General features: G+C 62.5%; 13 protein-coding genes. 2 read left to right on the top strand and 11 right to left on the bottom strand.

What is annotated here, in order from left to right:
* Window positions 1–41: 41 nt before the first annotated feature.
* The 4 genes from CHC01_RS03355 to CHC01_RS03370 form a co-directional block, all read right to left on the bottom strand.
* On the bottom strand, window positions 42–1295 hold the full coding sequence (locus CHC01_RS03355; RefSeq protein ID WP_089262451.1) for an MFS transporter: 1254 nt from the start codon (window positions 1293–1295) through the stop codon (window positions 42–44).
* A 266-nt stretch (window positions 1296–1561) separates the two neighbouring features.
* A complete protein-coding gene (locus CHC01_RS03360) occupies window positions 1562–3004 on the bottom strand; it encodes a cell wall hydrolase (protein WP_089262452.1) in 1443 nt (480 codons plus the stop codon).
* A 520-nt stretch (window positions 3005–3524) separates the two neighbouring features.
* Entirely contained in the window at window positions 3525–6497 is a 2973-nt protein-coding gene (gene ppdK, locus CHC01_RS03365) for a pyruvate, phosphate dikinase (protein ID WP_170849757.1), read from the bottom strand.
* 118 nt (window positions 6498–6615) lie between these two features.
* Window positions 6616–6774, bottom strand: coding sequence for a DUF3096 domain-containing protein (locus tag CHC01_RS03370; RefSeq protein WP_089262456.1), 159 nt, complete (start codon window positions 6772–6774; stop codon window positions 6616–6618).
* Between the two features lie 247 nt (window positions 6775–7021).
* Here CHC01_RS03370 and CHC01_RS03375 point away from each other — a divergent pair, with 247 nt between their 5' ends.
* Window positions 7022–7387: a DUF1236 domain-containing protein gene (locus CHC01_RS03375; protein WP_089263628.1), complete on the top strand. Its 366-nt coding sequence runs from the start codon at window positions 7022–7024 to the stop codon at window positions 7385–7387.
* 266 nt (window positions 7388–7653) lie between these two features.
* On the opposite strand, the gene CHC01_RS03380 is transcribed toward CHC01_RS03375, so the two are convergent.
* The 7 genes from CHC01_RS03380 to CHC01_RS03410 form a co-directional block, all read right to left on the bottom strand.
* Window positions 7654–8754: a hypothetical protein gene (locus CHC01_RS03380; protein ID WP_089262458.1), complete on the bottom strand. Its 1101-nt coding sequence runs from the start codon at window positions 8752–8754 to the stop codon at window positions 7654–7656.
* A 268-nt stretch (window positions 8755–9022) separates the two neighbouring features.
* Window positions 9023–11113 carry a glycine--tRNA ligase subunit beta gene (gene glyS / locus CHC01_RS03385; RefSeq protein ID WP_089262460.1) on the bottom strand — a complete coding sequence of 697 codons (2091 nt, stop codon included), beginning with the start codon at window positions 11111–11113 and terminating at the stop codon, window positions 9023–9025.
* Entirely contained in the window at window positions 11113–12045 is a 933-nt protein-coding gene (locus CHC01_RS03390) for a glycine--tRNA ligase subunit alpha (protein WP_089262462.1), read from the bottom strand. Before CHC01_RS03390 ends, glyS begins: the two co-directional genes overlap by 1 nt.
* 406 nt (window positions 12046–12451) lie before the next feature.
* A complete protein-coding gene (locus CHC01_RS03395; RefSeq protein WP_089262464.1) occupies window positions 12452–12643 on the bottom strand; it encodes a hypothetical protein in 192 nt (63 codons plus the stop codon).
* Between the two features lie 108 nt (window positions 12644–12751).
* Complete coding sequence (locus tag CHC01_RS03400; protein ID WP_089262466.1) at window positions 12752–13636, bottom strand: S49 family peptidase; 885 nt, start codon at window positions 13634–13636, stop codon at window positions 12752–12754.
* 234 nt (window positions 13637–13870) lie between these two features.
* Entirely contained in the window at window positions 13871–14647 is a 777-nt protein-coding gene (locus CHC01_RS03405) for a tRNA1(Val) (adenine(37)-N6)-methyltransferase (protein ID WP_089263629.1), read from the bottom strand.
* 4 nt (window positions 14648–14651) lie between these two features.
* The gene (locus tag CHC01_RS03410; protein WP_068733164.1) at window positions 14652–14879 is read right to left on the bottom strand and encodes a putative signal transducing protein; all 228 of its coding nucleotides are present in this window, start codon (window positions 14877–14879) and stop codon (window positions 14652–14654) included.
* 236 nt (window positions 14880–15115) lie between these two features.
* On the opposite strand from CHC01_RS03410, the gene CHC01_RS03415 reads away from it, so the two are divergent.
* Window positions 15116–16126, top strand: a complete 1011-nt coding sequence (locus CHC01_RS03415) for a polyprenyl synthetase family protein (protein ID WP_089262468.1) — start codon at window positions 15116–15118, stop codon at window positions 16124–16126.
* Window positions 16127–16135 lie beyond the last annotated feature (9 nt).

The following is a 16135-nucleotide window of genomic DNA, read 5'->3' on the forward strand; positions in this document are numbered from 1 at the left end:
TCATCGCTCGAGGTCAGCGAGTCAACGCCGGGAAATGCAGATCACGCCGGCTGTGCAATCGGACGCTTCACGGGCTCTTCCACGATCGGCAGGTTGATCAGCGCCGACAACACACCGAACAGCACCGACAGCCACCACACCGGCGTGTAGGAGCCGAACTTGTCGAACACGACACCGCCCAGCCACGCGCCAAGGAAGCCACCGACCTGATGGCTGAAGAAGGCAAAGCCATACAGCGTGGCCAACCAGCGCGTGCCGAACATCAGCGACACCAGGCTTGATGTCGGCGGTACGGTGGAGAGCCAGGCAAGCCCGCTGATGGCGCCGAAGACGAGCGCCGAGGTGGTCGTCAGCGGCAGCATGATAAAGGCCACCGTCGCCAGCGCGCGGGTGAAGTAGATGAAGGAGAGGATGTAGCGCTTCGGCAGCTTGCCCTGCACATAACCGACCGTCAGCGAGCCGATGATGTTGAACAGGCCGATGATGGCAATCACCCAGCCGCCCACAGCCGCGGGCAAGCCGCGATCAACCAGATAGGCCGGCAGATGCATGGTGATGAAAGCGAGCTGGAAGCCACAGGTGAAGAAGCCCAGCACCAGGAGCACATAGGAGCGATGGCCGAAGGCTTCCGTGAGTGCGCTCTTGAACGACTGCTTCTGCGCCACCGGCGCGTCGGCGGACGCGGCACTCGCGGTCGGAGTCGCCAAGGCAAGCGACAACGGGATCACCAGCAACATCAGCACCGCGAACACGGTGAGCGTCGCCTGCCAGCCGGTGTTGTCGATCATCGCCACTGTGAAAGGCGCAAAGATGAACTGGCCGAACGAGCCTGCGGCGGTGCCGGCGCCGAGCGCGATGCCGCGCCATTCCGGCGGCACCAGTTTGCCGAAGGCGGACAGCACCAGATTGAACGAGCAACCCGACAGGCCAAAACCGATCAGCAGTCCAGCGCTGATATTCAGCTCGAGCGGTGTCGAGGAATAACGCATCATCAGCAAACCAGCCGCATAGAGGAAGGCGCCGACGCAGATCACGCGCACGCTGCCGAACTTGTCGGCGACTGCGCCGGCGAAAGGCTGGCCGATGCCCCAGAGCAGGTTTTGCACGGCGAAGGCGAGCGCGAAAACGTCACGGCCCCAGCCGAACTCCTGGCTGAAGGGCTGCATGAAGAAGCCGACGCTGGAGCGCGGCCCGAAGGTGAGCATGCCGATCAGCGATCCGCAGATGATGATCACCAGCGGCGTACGCCAGCCAAAACCAGATGCCGGGCGCGTCGCGCCGTCAATTGCCGCCATGTCGTTTCCCCGGATCAAATTCGGATTGAAAATTCAGCCGGCCCAAGAGCGCAGGCCCGGTCCGGATTGGACGGGAGATTAATGCATTCGCATGGAAATCCCAATGGCGTTGATGGGGATTTCGGGGGATGCATTGCTGGGATGCAGGGCCACGCGGACCTCATCACAGCCCAGGGTCGGGATGACATTCTGCGGAATCCGGAATGGAAAGAGCGATGCCGGGCATGGCATCGCTCTTGGCAGGCTCGGAGGTAAAGTCGTGGCTGCTACGGCTTGATTTCGGAGAGCTTGGCGGAGATTTCCGCCGTCTGCGCCGCCGTGCCCCAGCTCGGCGCTTCGCTGCCGTCGCCCCAGTTACGTGGGCGATAGAAGGAGTGCACGCCGGTCTTGTACATCTTCTTCATCTCGCGGACCCAGGACGGATGCACCCAATAGGCATGGTAATGTGTGGACTTCGCGACTTCCGGCAGCCAGATCCGGCCATCCAGCGTCGCCTTCGCGATCTTGCGGGCGCGCTCCCACATATCGGGCTCTTTCACGACATCCGGAATGCCGTCGCAGGCGAAGGTGAACTGGCAGGCCAGGCGGCGATGCTTGTTCTGATAGACGACGCCGCAGACGGTTGTCGGATAGAAGCCTGAGAACACGCGGTTCATCACCACCTGCGCCACCGCCATCTGGCCGCGTACCGCTTCGCCGCGGGCCTCGAAATAGATGGCTTCCGTCAGACATTTTTCCTGCTTGCCACGGGTCTGCTCGGTGAGGCCCATACGTTCGGCCGGCGTCTTCGCACGCTGATTGGCGCTGTTGACCTCGCCCTTGCCTGCAACGCTTTCGCCGCCGTCGGTCGGGTTGATCGCCGCATTCGGCACCACCGCCGTAGCCTTCATGTCCGGGTCGAGGCTTGAGCCCGGCATGGCCATGCCTGGCACGGCTGTGCCGGGCATTACGATGGTCGGCTCTTCGCCGGGCTGCCAGCGCTCCATTGTCTCGACCGATGCGCCAAGCGACGAGCTACCGAAAAACAGGCTTGCGGTCTTCACCGAGAAGCCGTCCTTGGCCGGCGCCGGCTCCACGGGGATCACCGCTGCATCGGTCTTGGCGTCCTCGGTGGGCTGCACGGACTGCGATGCGTCGTATTGCGCAAGCGGCGGGGCACGCAGCGCTTCATCGAGTTCGGGATCGAGGGGCGCATGCTGCGCAGATGGCAGTGCATCGACGGTCTTCGCGCCCATCACCGATCTGTTGTCGTCGAATGAATCCTGTCTGGCTGGCTCATCAGGCACCACGGTCTCCGGCGCGCGGATGGCCAGGCGATCGCCCTTCAGCGAGCGATCCACTTTTGGAAAATCTGCAGCTTCATAGCGGCGGGGCGGCTGCGCCAGCGGATTGCGGGTCAGTGCACCGGTGATGTCAGTCAGCGCTCCGCTGGCGGCGATGCCGGAATTGTCGAGGCTGGCGAGTTGCAAAGTCGGATTGCGCGAGGCCGTGCCCATCGGGCGGCCGAACGAGAATGTCGCAACCTGGATGGAGGAGACGGCGGGCGCGAACACGCGCTTCTGCCAGCGTTCGGTCACGCCCGGCTGGCGAGCCAGCAGCGAGGCGATGTCCTGATAGCCAGATTCTGTCGGGGCCAATGCGAAAACGCAGAGACCGAAGCCGAAGAACGCGCCACGCGCGCCCTTCGGCCGGTTACGCAGTACTAACATCGATACGCTCACGCAACGCTTACACCAGCATCGCCCTGCACGGCACTAATCTGCACATCCGTACATTTCGATCTATTTCGTTAGTACGGAATCAAAGTTGCCGCGGAGTTAATCGGCGATGCAACGACGCCACACGCAAGCTGTACGAGCGCAGCGCAAAATCATTCGAAAGCCTTGGTAAACCGCGGCTCCACAAAAGTAGTAAACATCGCGTTGACAAAGATGATGAAGAGAAATTCGCGGATGCCTGAAAATGTTTGCGAGTTCCATTTCGACGCACGTTCGTCATTCCCCGACACACCAATTGGTGTGCCTGAGGGCGGAACCGAAGCCGTAGGCGAAGGCGAAGGGACCGAACCCGGAATCCCGACATGAGAGTCTTCGACAGCGCAAAGCATATCGAGATTCCGGGTTCGCGTTCGGCAAGAGCCGACCGCGCCCCGGAATGACAGTGTAGTTCGAACAAAAATGGCCGGGGAACTCCCCGGCCATTTTTCAGATCATGAAATCAGCGAAGCACTTACGCCTGGCTGGAAATTTCCTTGCCGAGCGCAGCCTGTGCGGCAGCGAGACGCGCGATCGGCACGCGATAGGGCGAGCACGACACGTAGTCGAGGCCGATCTCATGGCAGAAGGCTACCGATGCCGGATCGCCGCCGTGCTCGCCGCAGATACCAACCTTGATATCGGGGCGAGTCTTGCGGCCACGCGCGACACCGATCTTCACCAGTTCGCCGACGCCGCTGCGGTCGACCGTGATGAACGGATCGACGGGCAGAATGCCCTTGGCGATATAAGTACCGAGGAAGCTCGCGGCGTCGTCACGGCTGATGCCGAAGGTCGTCTGCGTGAGATCGTTGGTACCGAACGAGAAGAACTCGGCGGTCTCGGCAATCTCGCCGGCCAGCAGACAGGCACGCGGCAGTTCGATCATGGTACCGACCGAATAGTTCAGCTTGCCGCCGGTCTCCTTCATCACCGACACCGCAGTGGCATCGATGCGCGCCTTGATGAGATCGAACTCCATCTTGGTAACGATCAGCGGCACCATGACTTCGAGGCCGACCTGTTCGCCAGTGCGCTTGCCCGCTTCGATCGCGGCTTCGAACAGCGCGCGCGCCTGCATCTCGGCGATTTCCGGATAGGCGATCGCGATGCGTACGCCGCGGAAGCCGAGCATCGGATTGAACTCGGCGAGATCACGCGCACGGTCCGCAAGCTTGCGCGGATCGGTACCCATGACACGGGCCACTTCCTCGACTTCACCCTGGGTGTGCGGCAGGAATTCGTGCAGCGGCGGATCGAGCAGACGGATCGTGACGGGCAGGCCCTTCATGATTTCGAACAGTTCGACGAAGTCGGCGCGCTGCATCGGCAGCAGCTTGGCAAGCGCGGCGCGGCGGGCCTGCTCGTCTTCGGCGAGGATCATCTCGCGCACGGTGCGGATGCGGGTCTCTTCGAAGAACATGTGCTCGGTACGGCACAGACCGATGCCTTCCGCGCCATACTTGATCGCGGTGCGGGCATCTTCTGGCGTGTCGCCATTAACGCGGACCTTGAGCTTGCGGACCTTGTCGGCCCAGCCCATCAGCGTTGCGAATTCGCCCGACAGTTCCGGCTCGATCATCGGCATGCGGCCGGACAGCACATGGCCAACCGAACCGTCGATGGTGATGACGTCGCCTGCCTTGAAGACGCGGCCACCGATCGACATGGTGCCGCGGCCGTAGTCGACGCGGACGGTGCCGCAGCCGGAGACGCAGGGCTTGCCCATGCCGCGCGCGACCACCGCCGCATGCGAGGTCATGCCGCCGCGGGTGGTCAGAATGCCTTCGGCAGCGTGCATGCCGTGAATGTCTTCCGGCGAGGTTTCGACGCGAACAAGAATAACCTTCTTGCCGTCGGCCTGCAGCTTGGCGGCTTCGTCCGACGAGAACACGATCTCGCCCGATGCGGCGCCCGGCGACGCCGGAAGGCCGGTGGCGATGACGTCGCGATTGGCTGATGGATCGATGGTCGGATGCAGGAGCTGATCCAGCGACGCCGGATCGATGCGCGATACCGCATCCTTCTGCGAGATCACGCCTTCATTGGCGAGTTCGACCGCGATGCGGATCGACGCCTTGGCAGTACGCTTGCCGTTGCGGGTCTGCAGCATCCAGAGCCGGCCCTGCTCGACCGTGAACTCCATGTCCTGCATGTCGCGGTAGTGCTTCTCGAGCTGGGTGTAGATGCGCGTCAATTCCTTGAACGCCTCCGGCATCGCCGCTTCCATCGACGCCTTGTCCGAACCGCTCTCGATCCGTGCGTCTTCGGTGATGTCCTGCGGCGTGCGGATGCCCGCCACCACGTCCTCGCCCTGCGCGTTGATCAGGAATTCGCCATACAGCTTGCTCTCGCCGGTCGACGGGTTGCGCGTGAACGCAACGCCGGTGGCCGAGGTCTCGCCCATATTGCCGAACACCATGGCCTGCACGCTGACGGCGGTGCCCCACGACTCCGGGATATCGTGCAGGCGGCGATAGGTCACCGCGCGGGTATTCATCCAGGATGAGAACACGGCGCCGACGGCGCCCCAGAGCTGCTCGTGCGGATCCTGCGGGAAGTCCTTCCCCGTTTCGCGCGCGACGGCTTCCTTGTACTGGCCGACAAGCTTGACCCAGTCGTCACCATCGAGATCGGTGTCGAGTGTGTAGCCCTTGTTGTCCTTGTAGGTGTCGAGAATGTCCTCGAAGTGATGATGCTCGAAGCCGAGCACCACGTCGGAATACATGGTGATGAAGCGGCGATAGCTGTCATAGGCGAAGCGCTTGTCGCCCGACAGTTCGGCCAGCGCTTCCACCGTGGTGTCGTTGAGGCCGAGATTGAGGACCGTGTCCATCATGCCCGGCATCGAGGCGCGGGCGCCGGAGCGCACCGAAACCAGCAGCGGGTTTTTCTCGTCGCCGAAGCCCTTGCCGGTGATCTTGCCGACAGCCTCGAGCGCCTTCTCCACCTGCGACTGCAATTCCTTCGGATAGGATTTGCCGTTCGCGTAGAAATAGGTGCAGACCGAGGTCGGAATGGTGAAGCCGGGAGGCACCGGCAGGCCCAGATTGGCCATTTCGGCGAGGTTCGCGCCCTTGCCGCCGAGCAGGTCGCGCAGGCCAGCCTTGCCCTCGGCCTTGCCGCCGCCGAACGAATAAACCCACTTGCCGGCCTTGATGACGTCGGTCACCGGCTTGCTGGTGGCCTTCTTGACGGCCTTGGTCGCCGAAGTCTTGGCTGTAGAAGATTTGGCTACAACCGCCTTCTTGGATGCGGGAGCCTTTGCAACAGGCTTCGGAGCAACCTTTGCTTTCACAGCCGTTTTGGCCTTCGCCGCGGATTTTGCTGCAGGTTTTGCAGCTGACTTCTTAAGCGCCTTGCGGGCCACCGAAGCTACTTTGGGCGCAGCCTTGGACAACTTTGACTTCGCAGGGGCTTTCTTGGACTTCGAGGCGGTTTTGGCCATGGTTCTCAATCAATCCGCGAGAGGAAACGACAGGGAAATGTGCCGCGTTACACCACGTTTCAGGGACGTGGCGCAAGCAGCCCGGAGGTACCGCTGTAGGTAACGGCCGTGTCGAAATTTAGCCGATCTTCAACATCCTGAAGACGCCGAGTCCGGCCAGTCCGACGAAGATCAGATAGATCGCCACCACCAGATTGAGAAACCGCGGCATGATCAAAATCAGAACGCCAGCGATAAGCGCGACAATCGGCTGGATGTGAGCTGCCGTGATGACCATGAAGTGTCTCCGTGAGGGAATCGATTCGGGTGCGATGCGCCGCGGGGATTTAGCAGCATAAAGACGCCCTGCCCATCAATGGGTTCCCGCATACCTGCCTGCAGTGCATCAAAAACCAGCAATTGCGCGTGGAAAATTCCGGAACGATCGCTGGCGGCATGCATTGGCGGACGGTGAATAAATCAAACCAGGCTGGATGGCACAGACCGGCGCGGCAAGCCGGACATCGTTCACGAAGGAGACGATCATGCGAAACAAACTTATTGCAGCAGCGGCCCTTGTCGGCGCGCTCAGCACTCCGCTGGCCGTGCAGGCTCAGGGCGTCACCGTCGGTGTATCAGGCGGCGATCGCGTCATCGTCGACAACAACGATCCCGATGGCATCACTGTGCAGGAGCGTCCGGCATTCCGTGAGTATGTGGTGCGCGAACGCGTGCCGACCTTCACCGTGCCCGATCGCATCGTCGTCGGCACCACGCTGCCAGAAGCCGGCGTGACCTATTACGACGTGCCGCAGACGGTTGCGACGACGCCGTATCGCTACACCGTGGTGAATGGTCAGACGGTGCTGGTGGAGCCGCGCTCACGCCGCATCGTGCAGGTCGTCGACTAGCACGTCACGTTGAAAGAAGATTCGTTCGGGCGCCGCGAATGGCGACCGGGCGAAGAAGCCCCGCCCCGGTCATCCCCCACCGGGCGGGGCTTTTTTTGTTTGCGCATGACGCCACAAGCTCCGCCTCATGGTGAGGAGCGCGACTTCGCGCGTCTCGAACCATGAATGGGTGAGCGCCGGCGTTTGCAGCCATCCTTCGAGACGCGGCGAAGATGCCGCTCCTCAGGATGAGGACGGAGTATTGCAGCCCCTTCCTGGATCGACGCTTATCCACTCTTCAGCAGCGACAGGATGTGATTGGTCGACTTGTAGCTCGCCACTGCATTGTCGCGGAAACTCGGCGTCCAGTTGGAGGCGGTCCGCTCCTCATCGCTCATCGCCGAATAGGTATTGAGAATGCCGAGGCTGAACTGGCTGGGATCGCCGCTCTTCTGGCTTGCCTGCAACGCCTCGAGAATGCTGGTGCGATTGCGTGAATCGAGCACCTGTTTGGCGGCAAAGCTCTCTTCCTTCGAGAACAGACCATCCTGATTGAGCGACATCGCTGACAGCGAACGGTTGTCGACGGCGGAGAAATCCGCGAGCTGGCCGGTCTTGCGGCGGATGTCATAAACGAGTTCGCCCTTGCCCGCCTCTTTCGCCGCCTTGGCCTGCGCATCCAGCGCCGCACGCACGCTCTTCGCAACGGTGGCGATGTCCTGCACGGGCGTCGTTGTATCGGGCTGCGCGAGATAGGCTGCGACCGGATCGTTGGCGATGCCTGATGGCGCCTTGGTCGGTGTCTGCTCGGTCGCCTGAATGCCCTTCAGCACGGCCTCGCGCTGCGCGGACCAGGCCGCCGAGGCTTTCTCCTCGCTGCCGGCGGCATCGAGATAATCCAGCGCCGCCTTGTAGATGCCGCTGAAATCGCCGGTCAGCTTGGCCGTCCCCGCGGCAGGCGCGAGCGCCGCATTGAAGCGATTGCCCAGTTCGGCCTGGGCGACCTTCTGCTCGTCGGCGGTGAAGGTACCGCCATTGTTGGTGGCCATGGCGTAGAGGGAACGGCGATCCAGTGTGGAGAGATCGATGGTCAGCTTGCCGTCCTTGTCCAGCGGACCCGTCGCTTTCGCGGCCACATATTGGGCCGCCAGCTTCGCCCTGAGATCCGTGACGACGGTCGCGATATCCTTGTCGGAGCCGGAGCTCGCAAGCTTCGCCCGCGCCGCCTCCGAAAGCGTCAGATTGGTCGCCGCGTCGGACGAAGACGACGATGCGCTCTCATTACTGTTGAGCGCATTGGCCAGCGACGGCTGGGCGGTGGCGGCGGCGCGCGCATAGGCGGAGCCGTAATTGGCATAGGGATTGAGGCCGGTATTGACCGAGGTCATGGGCGATCCTTGGGCAGTCCTGCCCGCGCTGGGAAGCGACGGTTAAGAAACCGTTACGGAACCGGACCATTTCAAGGGATGGTTAATGAAGGGTAAATGTTTCGGGAGATTGCTGGAAATATCGCGTCAGCCGACGACTGCCGCGCCCTCGGTTCCATCTCCGTCATGCCCGGCCTCGTGCCGGGTATCCACGCCTCGGCGACAGAGAAAGACGTGGATGGCCGGGTCAAGCCCGGCCATGACGTGGGGAGAGGCCCGTGTGTAAGCCTTAGTCTTGGATCTTCGAGAAATCCGCCACCGCACGCGTTGCCGCGCGGATCTCGTTCAACAGCCTCAGACGATTTTCGCGCACCTCTGCGTCGTCGTCATTGACCTTCACTCTGTCGAAGAACGCATCCACCGCCGGCCGCAGCTTGGCTATGGCGGTCATCGCGCCGGCGAAGTCTTCCTTGGCGACAGCCGCGCTCGCTTCCGGACCGACCTCGGCAATCGCCTTGGCCAGCGCCTTCTCTTCGTCGAGCTTGAACAGCGCGGCATCGGGGGCACCGTCGAACTTGCGCTTGTCCTTCTTCTCCTCGATGGCGAGAATGTTGTTGGCGCGCTTGGTGCCGGCCAGCAGGTTCTTGCCGTCGTCACTGTCGAGAAACTTGCCGAGCGCCTCGACGCGGCGGACCACCATCAACAGATCGTCCTGACCGCCGAGCGCAAACACCGCATCGACGAGATCGTGACGGGCGCCTTGGTCACGGAGCTGGCCTTTGAGGCGGTCGGCGAAGAAGGCGAGAAGATCGGCCGGTTTGCTCTCGTCATAGCCGGTCATCGTCGACGCATGAGACGACGCGACAGACTTCAGCTTGAGGCGCAGATTGTTTTCGATGATCAGACGGATCACACCGAGCGCCGCACGACGCAATGCGAACGGGTCCTTCGATCCCGTCGGCTTTTCGTCGATCGCCCAGAAACCCACCAGCGTATCGAGTTTGTCGGCCAGCGCCACGGCGACACTGACAAGATCACTCGGCACGCGATCGGTCGGTCCCTGCGGCTTGTAGTGATCCTCGGAAGCGGCAGCGACAGCGGCGTCTTCGCCTTGCGCCAGCGCGTAATACTTGCCCATCAGGCCCTGCAACTCTGGAAACTCGCCGACCACTTCGGTGAGCAGATCGGTCTTTGCGAGTTGCGCCGCGCGCTTGGTCTTCGTGGCATCGGCGCCGACCAGCGGGGCGATCTCGGCAGCGAGCTTTTCAATGCGCGCGATACGCGCGGCCTGTGTGCCGAGCTTCTCGTGAAACACAATCTGCTCGAATTTCGGCAGCCGCGATTCGAGCCTGGTCTTGAGATCCGTCTCGTAAAAGAACTTCGCATCCGACAGGCGCGCGCGGATGACGCGCTCGTTGCCGGCGATGATCGCCGTGCCGCCGTCGCTCGCTTCGATATTGGCTGTTATGACGAACTTGTTGGTCAGCTTGCCCGTCTTGGGATCCCGGACCACAAAACATTTCTGATTGGCGCGAATGGTGGCGCGGATCACCTCGTCGGGGATCGACAGGAAGTCCTTGTCGAACGAGCCCATCAGCACGACCGGCCATTCGACCAGGCCCGCCACTTCGTCGAGCAGCGCGGGGTCTTCGACCAGCTCATAGCCCTGCGCGAAAGTGAGCTGCCGCGCATCGGCCAGGATGATTTCCTTGCGGCGCTCGGGATCGAGCACGACCTTGGCGGCCTGCAGCTTCGCCACGTAGTCGTCGAAACGGCGCACCTGGATCGCATCAGGCGCGAGGAAGCGATGACCGTAGGTGGTCTGACCGACGCTGACGCCGCTGAGGTCGAACTGCACCACTTCCGGTTCTTCGGTCTCGATGCCGAAGGTGGCGACGATGGAATGCAGCGGACGCACCCAGGTCAGCGCGCTGGATTTCGCGGAAGCCGCGCCCCAGCGCATCTGCTTCGGCCACGGGAAGGTGCGGATGATGATCGGCAGAATCTCGGCCAGCACGTCGACCGTCGGCTTGCCCGGCTTCTCGGTGAGCGCGATGTAGAAATCGCCCTTGGGATCGCGCTGGATCTTGGCTTCATCCAGCGAAACGAGGCCGGCGGCTTTCAGAAACCCCTGGATCGCGGCTTCGGCGCCGCCGACGCGAGGTCCCTTGCGCTCCTGCTTGAGGTCCGACTGGCGTGCGGGAATGCCGTGCACCGTCAGCGTCAGGCGACGCGGCGTCGCAAAGGCCTTGGCGCCTTCATAGACGAGACCTTCGGCAACCAGTCGGTCAGTGACCATGCGGCGCAGGTCTTCCGCCGCCTTGGCCTGCATGCGGGCGGGGATTTCTTCGGAGAACAGTTCGAGGAGAAGATCAGGCATCAGGCAGCACTTCCGGCTTCGGTATGCACCCACGCTTCGCCGCAGGCCTTGGCGAGTTCGCGGACGCGCATGATGTAGCTCTGGCGTTCGGTGACCGAGATCACGCCGCGCGCATCGAGCAGATTGAAGACATGGCTGGCCTTGATGCACTGGTCATAGGCCGGCAGCGCCATCAGATGTTCTTCGCGCTTGTCGCTCTTCCAGCCGGCGTCGAGATATTTCTTGCAGGCGGCCTCGGCCATCTTGAACTGCTCGAACAGCATCGCGGTATCGGCATGTTCGAAATTGTGCCGCGAATATTCCTGCTCAGCCTGCAGGAAGACGTCGCCATAGGTCACCTTGTCGGCGCCGTCGCGGCCATTGAAGTTGAGGTCATACACGCGGTCGACGCCCTGCACATACATCGCAAGACGTTCGAGACCGTAAGTGAGTTCGCCCGCCACCGGCGCGCATTCGACGCCCGCGACCTGCTGGAAGTACGTGAACTGGCTGACTTCCATGCCGTCGCACCAGCATTCCCAGCCGAGGCCCCAGGCGCCCAAAGTCGGGCTTTCCCAGTCGTCCTCGACGAAGCGCACGTCATGCAGCGCCGTGTCGATGCCGATGGCTTTCAGCGACTGCAGATAGAGGTCCTGCAGGTTCGCCGGCGACGGCTTCATGATCACCTGGAACTGGTAATAGTGCTGCAGCCGGTTCGGGTTCTCGCCATAACGGCCATCCTTCGGCCGGCGTGATGGCTGCACGTAGGCGGCCTTCCAGGGCTTCGGCCCCAGCGCCCGCAAGGTCGTCGCGGGATGGAAGGTGCCGGCGCCCATTTCCATGTCGTAGGGCTGCAGGATCACGCAGCCCTGCTCGGCCCAAAACCGCTGCAGAGCGAGAATGAAGCCCTGGAACGAACGTTCCGGGCGCATGTGCGGAGGCAGGGAGTCCATGGTGGTTTCTGGGCCGTTTTTCCGGGGATTCGCCAAGGGGATCAAGGCGGATCAAAGCGCGCGGACCGTATCGGCGCGGCCTTGCGGAATCAAGGCAATGCGGCCCGATTTGGCGGTAACCGACGGGTAACCGCACCGGCACATCGCCTGATCAGCAGGGTTAGTCGTTAAGTCCCGCGCACTATCCTGAATGGCATCGGTGGGAACGAACCCGGTCGTCGGGACTTGCCCCATTGAACGGTCCGGCAACGACGGTTGCACGGACCGGAGACCTCCAAGTCTTAAGTTGTCCAAATCTCCAGGGCCAAGGGACCTCCAAGCCTGAAAGCCCAACTTTGTCGCCGGTCTCGAGGACGTGCCCCGTCCTCAGGCCGGCGCAAATGTTTTGGGGCCCGGTTTGCGGCGGCTAACCCGGCCGATACGCGCCCGTGACGGGATCGCGGCGCAGGGTCGGGACTTCCGTGGTCCCGCTGCGTTCAGCCACCCGCGCCTGGCGGGCTTCTTCCAACTCATGATTGATCCGCTTGGCGGTTCTGTAGGCCCAGCGGACAACGGCTGCGCTCCCAAGCGCGCCTGCAAGTGCGACCAGCGGCGGCATCTGTCGATTCCTGTCGTTCATCTCAAGCCCCCTGCGGATAGTCTCGCGCAAGTGCCGGATTCCTGCAATTAGCTTTTAAGCCACCAAATGCCGCGCAATACCGTCCTGCTAAAAGCCGTATTTGGACCACAGCGCGCGCGTCTCCAGCGCCGAGATCAGTTGATCCGGCAGTCCCGACAGGCCGTCGAGCGATAGCTGCGAGCCCGCGCCGGATTTGCGACCGAGCAGACCTGACAACATGCCGGATGGCTGCGCGATCACTGGCATCTGCACCTTGTCGCCATAGCGCGCGCGCAGCACCGAGCGCAGATCGCCGACGGCATCGCTGAGGCCAAGCGCGATGGATTTTTCGCCGGCCCAGTATTCGCCGGAGAACAACACATCCTCAGCGCCCTTCAGCCGGGCACCGCGGCTGTCCTTCACGAGATTGATGAAGATCGCGTGGATCTCGCGCTGAAGCGATTTCAGCCGCGCCACATCATCGGCATCTTCCGGCAGGAACGGATCGAGCATCGCCTTGTGCTCACCCGCCGTATAGAGACGCCGCTCGACACCGATCTTCTTGATCAGTTCCTGAAAACCGAAGGTGCCACCAACGACGCCGATGGAGCCGACGATCGACGACGGATCGACAAAGATTTCATCGCCCGCACAGGCGATCATGTAACCGCCGGATGCAGCGACATCCTCGACGAACACGAACACCGGTAGTTTCTTCTCCGCCGCGAGCTGGCGAATGCGCAGATAGATCTGCCGCGACTGCACTGGCGAGCCGCCCGGCGAATTGATCACCAGCGCAACAGCCTTGGCATTCCTTGTCGCAAATGCCTTGTCCAGCAGCCTCGCGACGCCTGCGAGCGACAATCCCGGCCGCAGCGGCGTGACGGCGCCGATCGCGCCGGACAGACGCACCACCGGCACGACTGCAGATGCGCGACGGAAACGCGCAGGCAGCAGCCTTGTGATCGCCGCTTTTAAATTGGATTCGCTCATTCAAATTTCCTCGACATTAACCAACTCTTATCACGCTGCTGTCATTGAACCGAGAGACGCTTTCAGCGTTTGAAAACCATAACAGGCCTTTACGCCGCAGCGGGAGAAGACATGAAAATCTATCTGCTCATGCTGATCATCGGTACGCTGCTCACGGCGATCCACTTCACGTCGGCGCCGCAGAAACGTTCCGAAACAGCTCCTCAATAAACAACATGCTGACTGCGGCATCGCCTAGAGCGATGCCCGAAGCGACGACCATGGCAGAACCGCCTGCCCGGCCAGCACGCGCTGGATATGGAGATCAGGCGCGCCATCCGCATCCCGCAGCGAGATGCCGGGCTCAATTGCCGCAGGCGCGCGGCCACCCTTCACAGCACGCACCAACACCCTGATCGCAGGCGCTGTCGTGTCACCATGTACCGGCATGATCGCGACGCTGCCGAAGCCGCGGTCCAGCGCAGTCAACACATCGGCCAATCCGTCCGCCCGCCAGATCAGCGTTAGCACGCCGCCGGATTTGAGCAGCCGCCGCGCCGCGTGCATCCATGTCTGCAACGTGTCTTCCGTCGCGACATGGGCGATCTCGCGCGATTTGTTCGGCGAGGCGCGATGGCGCGCGGGATCGTTGAAGGGCGGATTCATCAGCACCGCGTCGGCGCTGTCTTGCGGCAGGCCTGCGGCAGCGAAAACATCGGCACTCGCGGCGATATCGAGCGTCACGACATCCACTGCGATACCGTTCGCCGTCGCGTTTTCCCTCGCCAGTTCAGCAAGTTGCGGGTCGATCTCAATCAGTGTCAGGGATAGGCCGGGCACCCGCTTGGCGAGTGCCAGACCGGCCGTCCCCACGCCCGATCCAAAATCGACGACCTTGTGACCGGCTTGCGCGGACGTTGCAGCAGCCAGCAGGATCGCGTCATGGCCGGCGCGATGGCCGGATTTCGGCTGCCGCAGCCGCAATTGGCCACCCAGGAAGCCGTCCTCCGTGGTCACGATCGCGTCAGCCATCACATTAATCCTGCGGCCGCAGCTCGTGGGCCAGTCCGGCATCGGTCAGCACGCGGCGCGCCTGCAGGTCATCGTCTTCATGCACCAGGATCCGGCGCGGAATGATGCCCAGCGATCCTTCGATCACGCTCATATTCTGGTCCAGCACCAGATGGTGGATATTCGCGCCGTCGAGCAGCGCGCCCACCGCCGAGACCAGCACCACATCGTTCGTCCGCATGATTTCGCGCAATTGGAGGTCGCTCCCTGCCAGTAACCGGGTGTGTATCTATGGGGAAGTCAAGGTTCCGATGCCCTTGCCGCGCCGCTGCGCAGTTTCTATTGTGCGGCCCGATATCGGTCGACGGCAATTCAGCAGATGGGGACACCTGTTTTCAACGTGAATTCGCCCTATTTGAATATAAGCGCTGCCAGTGCCTGCCTTTTTCATGGCCCGACGAAGCGCCCTTGTAATTCGGAGAGCCCAGCGTGGCGGTGATTGTTCCCTTCGAGAGTCACGCGACAGCGTCGATCGACCAGTTGGTCAGCCTTGTCGCTCCTGACATGGAGCGCGTCAATGCGACGATCCTGTCGCGGACCGGCTCGGAAGTCACCATGATCCCCGAGGTCGCCAACCACCTGATCTCGTCGGGCGGCAAGCGGCTGCGCCCGATGCTGACGCTCGCGATGGCCAATCTCACCGGCTACACCGGCGATGGCCATATCAAGCTCGCGGCCTCCGTCGAATTCATGCACACCGCGACGCTGTTGCATGACGACGTGGTCGACCAGAGCGAACTGCGCCGTGGCAAGCTGTCCGCGCGCATGCTGTGGGGCAACGAGGCCAGCGTACTTGTTGGCGACTTCCTGCTCGGCCAGGCCTTCCGCATGATGGTTGAAGTCGGCTCGCTGCGCGCGCTCGATATTCTTTCCTCGGCAGCCGCCACCATTGCGGAGGGCGAAGTGATGCAGCTCGCCGCCGCCAAGAACACCGCCACCACCGAAGACGAATATCTCGCGGTCATCCGCGGCAAGACGGCCGAACTGTTTGCCGCCGCCTGCGAAGTCGGCCCGGTGATCGCCAACCGCCCGAAGGCCGAACAGACCGCGTGCCGTTCGGTCGGCATGAATCTCGGCATCGCCTTCCAGCTCATCGATGACGTGCTCGATTACGGCGGCAAGGCTGCCAAGCTCGGCAAGAATGTCGGCGATGATTTCCGTGAGGGCAAGATCACCCTGCCCGTGGTGCTCGCCTTCCGCCGCGGCAACGACGCCGAGCGCGAATTCTGGATCAAGGCGCTGGAGCGCGGCGAGATCGGCGAAGGCGACCTCGATCACGCCATCGGCCTGATGACCAAGCACCGCGCACTGGAAGACACGATCAACCGCGCCCAGCATTACGGCGCCATGGCCGTCGATGCGCTGGCGCTGTTTCCGTCGTCGCCGATGAAGACTGCACTGGAGCAGGTCGTGGCGTTCTGCCTGGCACGGACGCACTAAGGCCAGACC

It is taken from the genome of Tardiphaga sp. OK246 (genome assembly GCF_900188215.1).
Taxonomy (GTDB): Bacteria; Pseudomonadota; Alphaproteobacteria; order Rhizobiales; family Xanthobacteraceae; genus Tardiphaga; species Tardiphaga robiniae.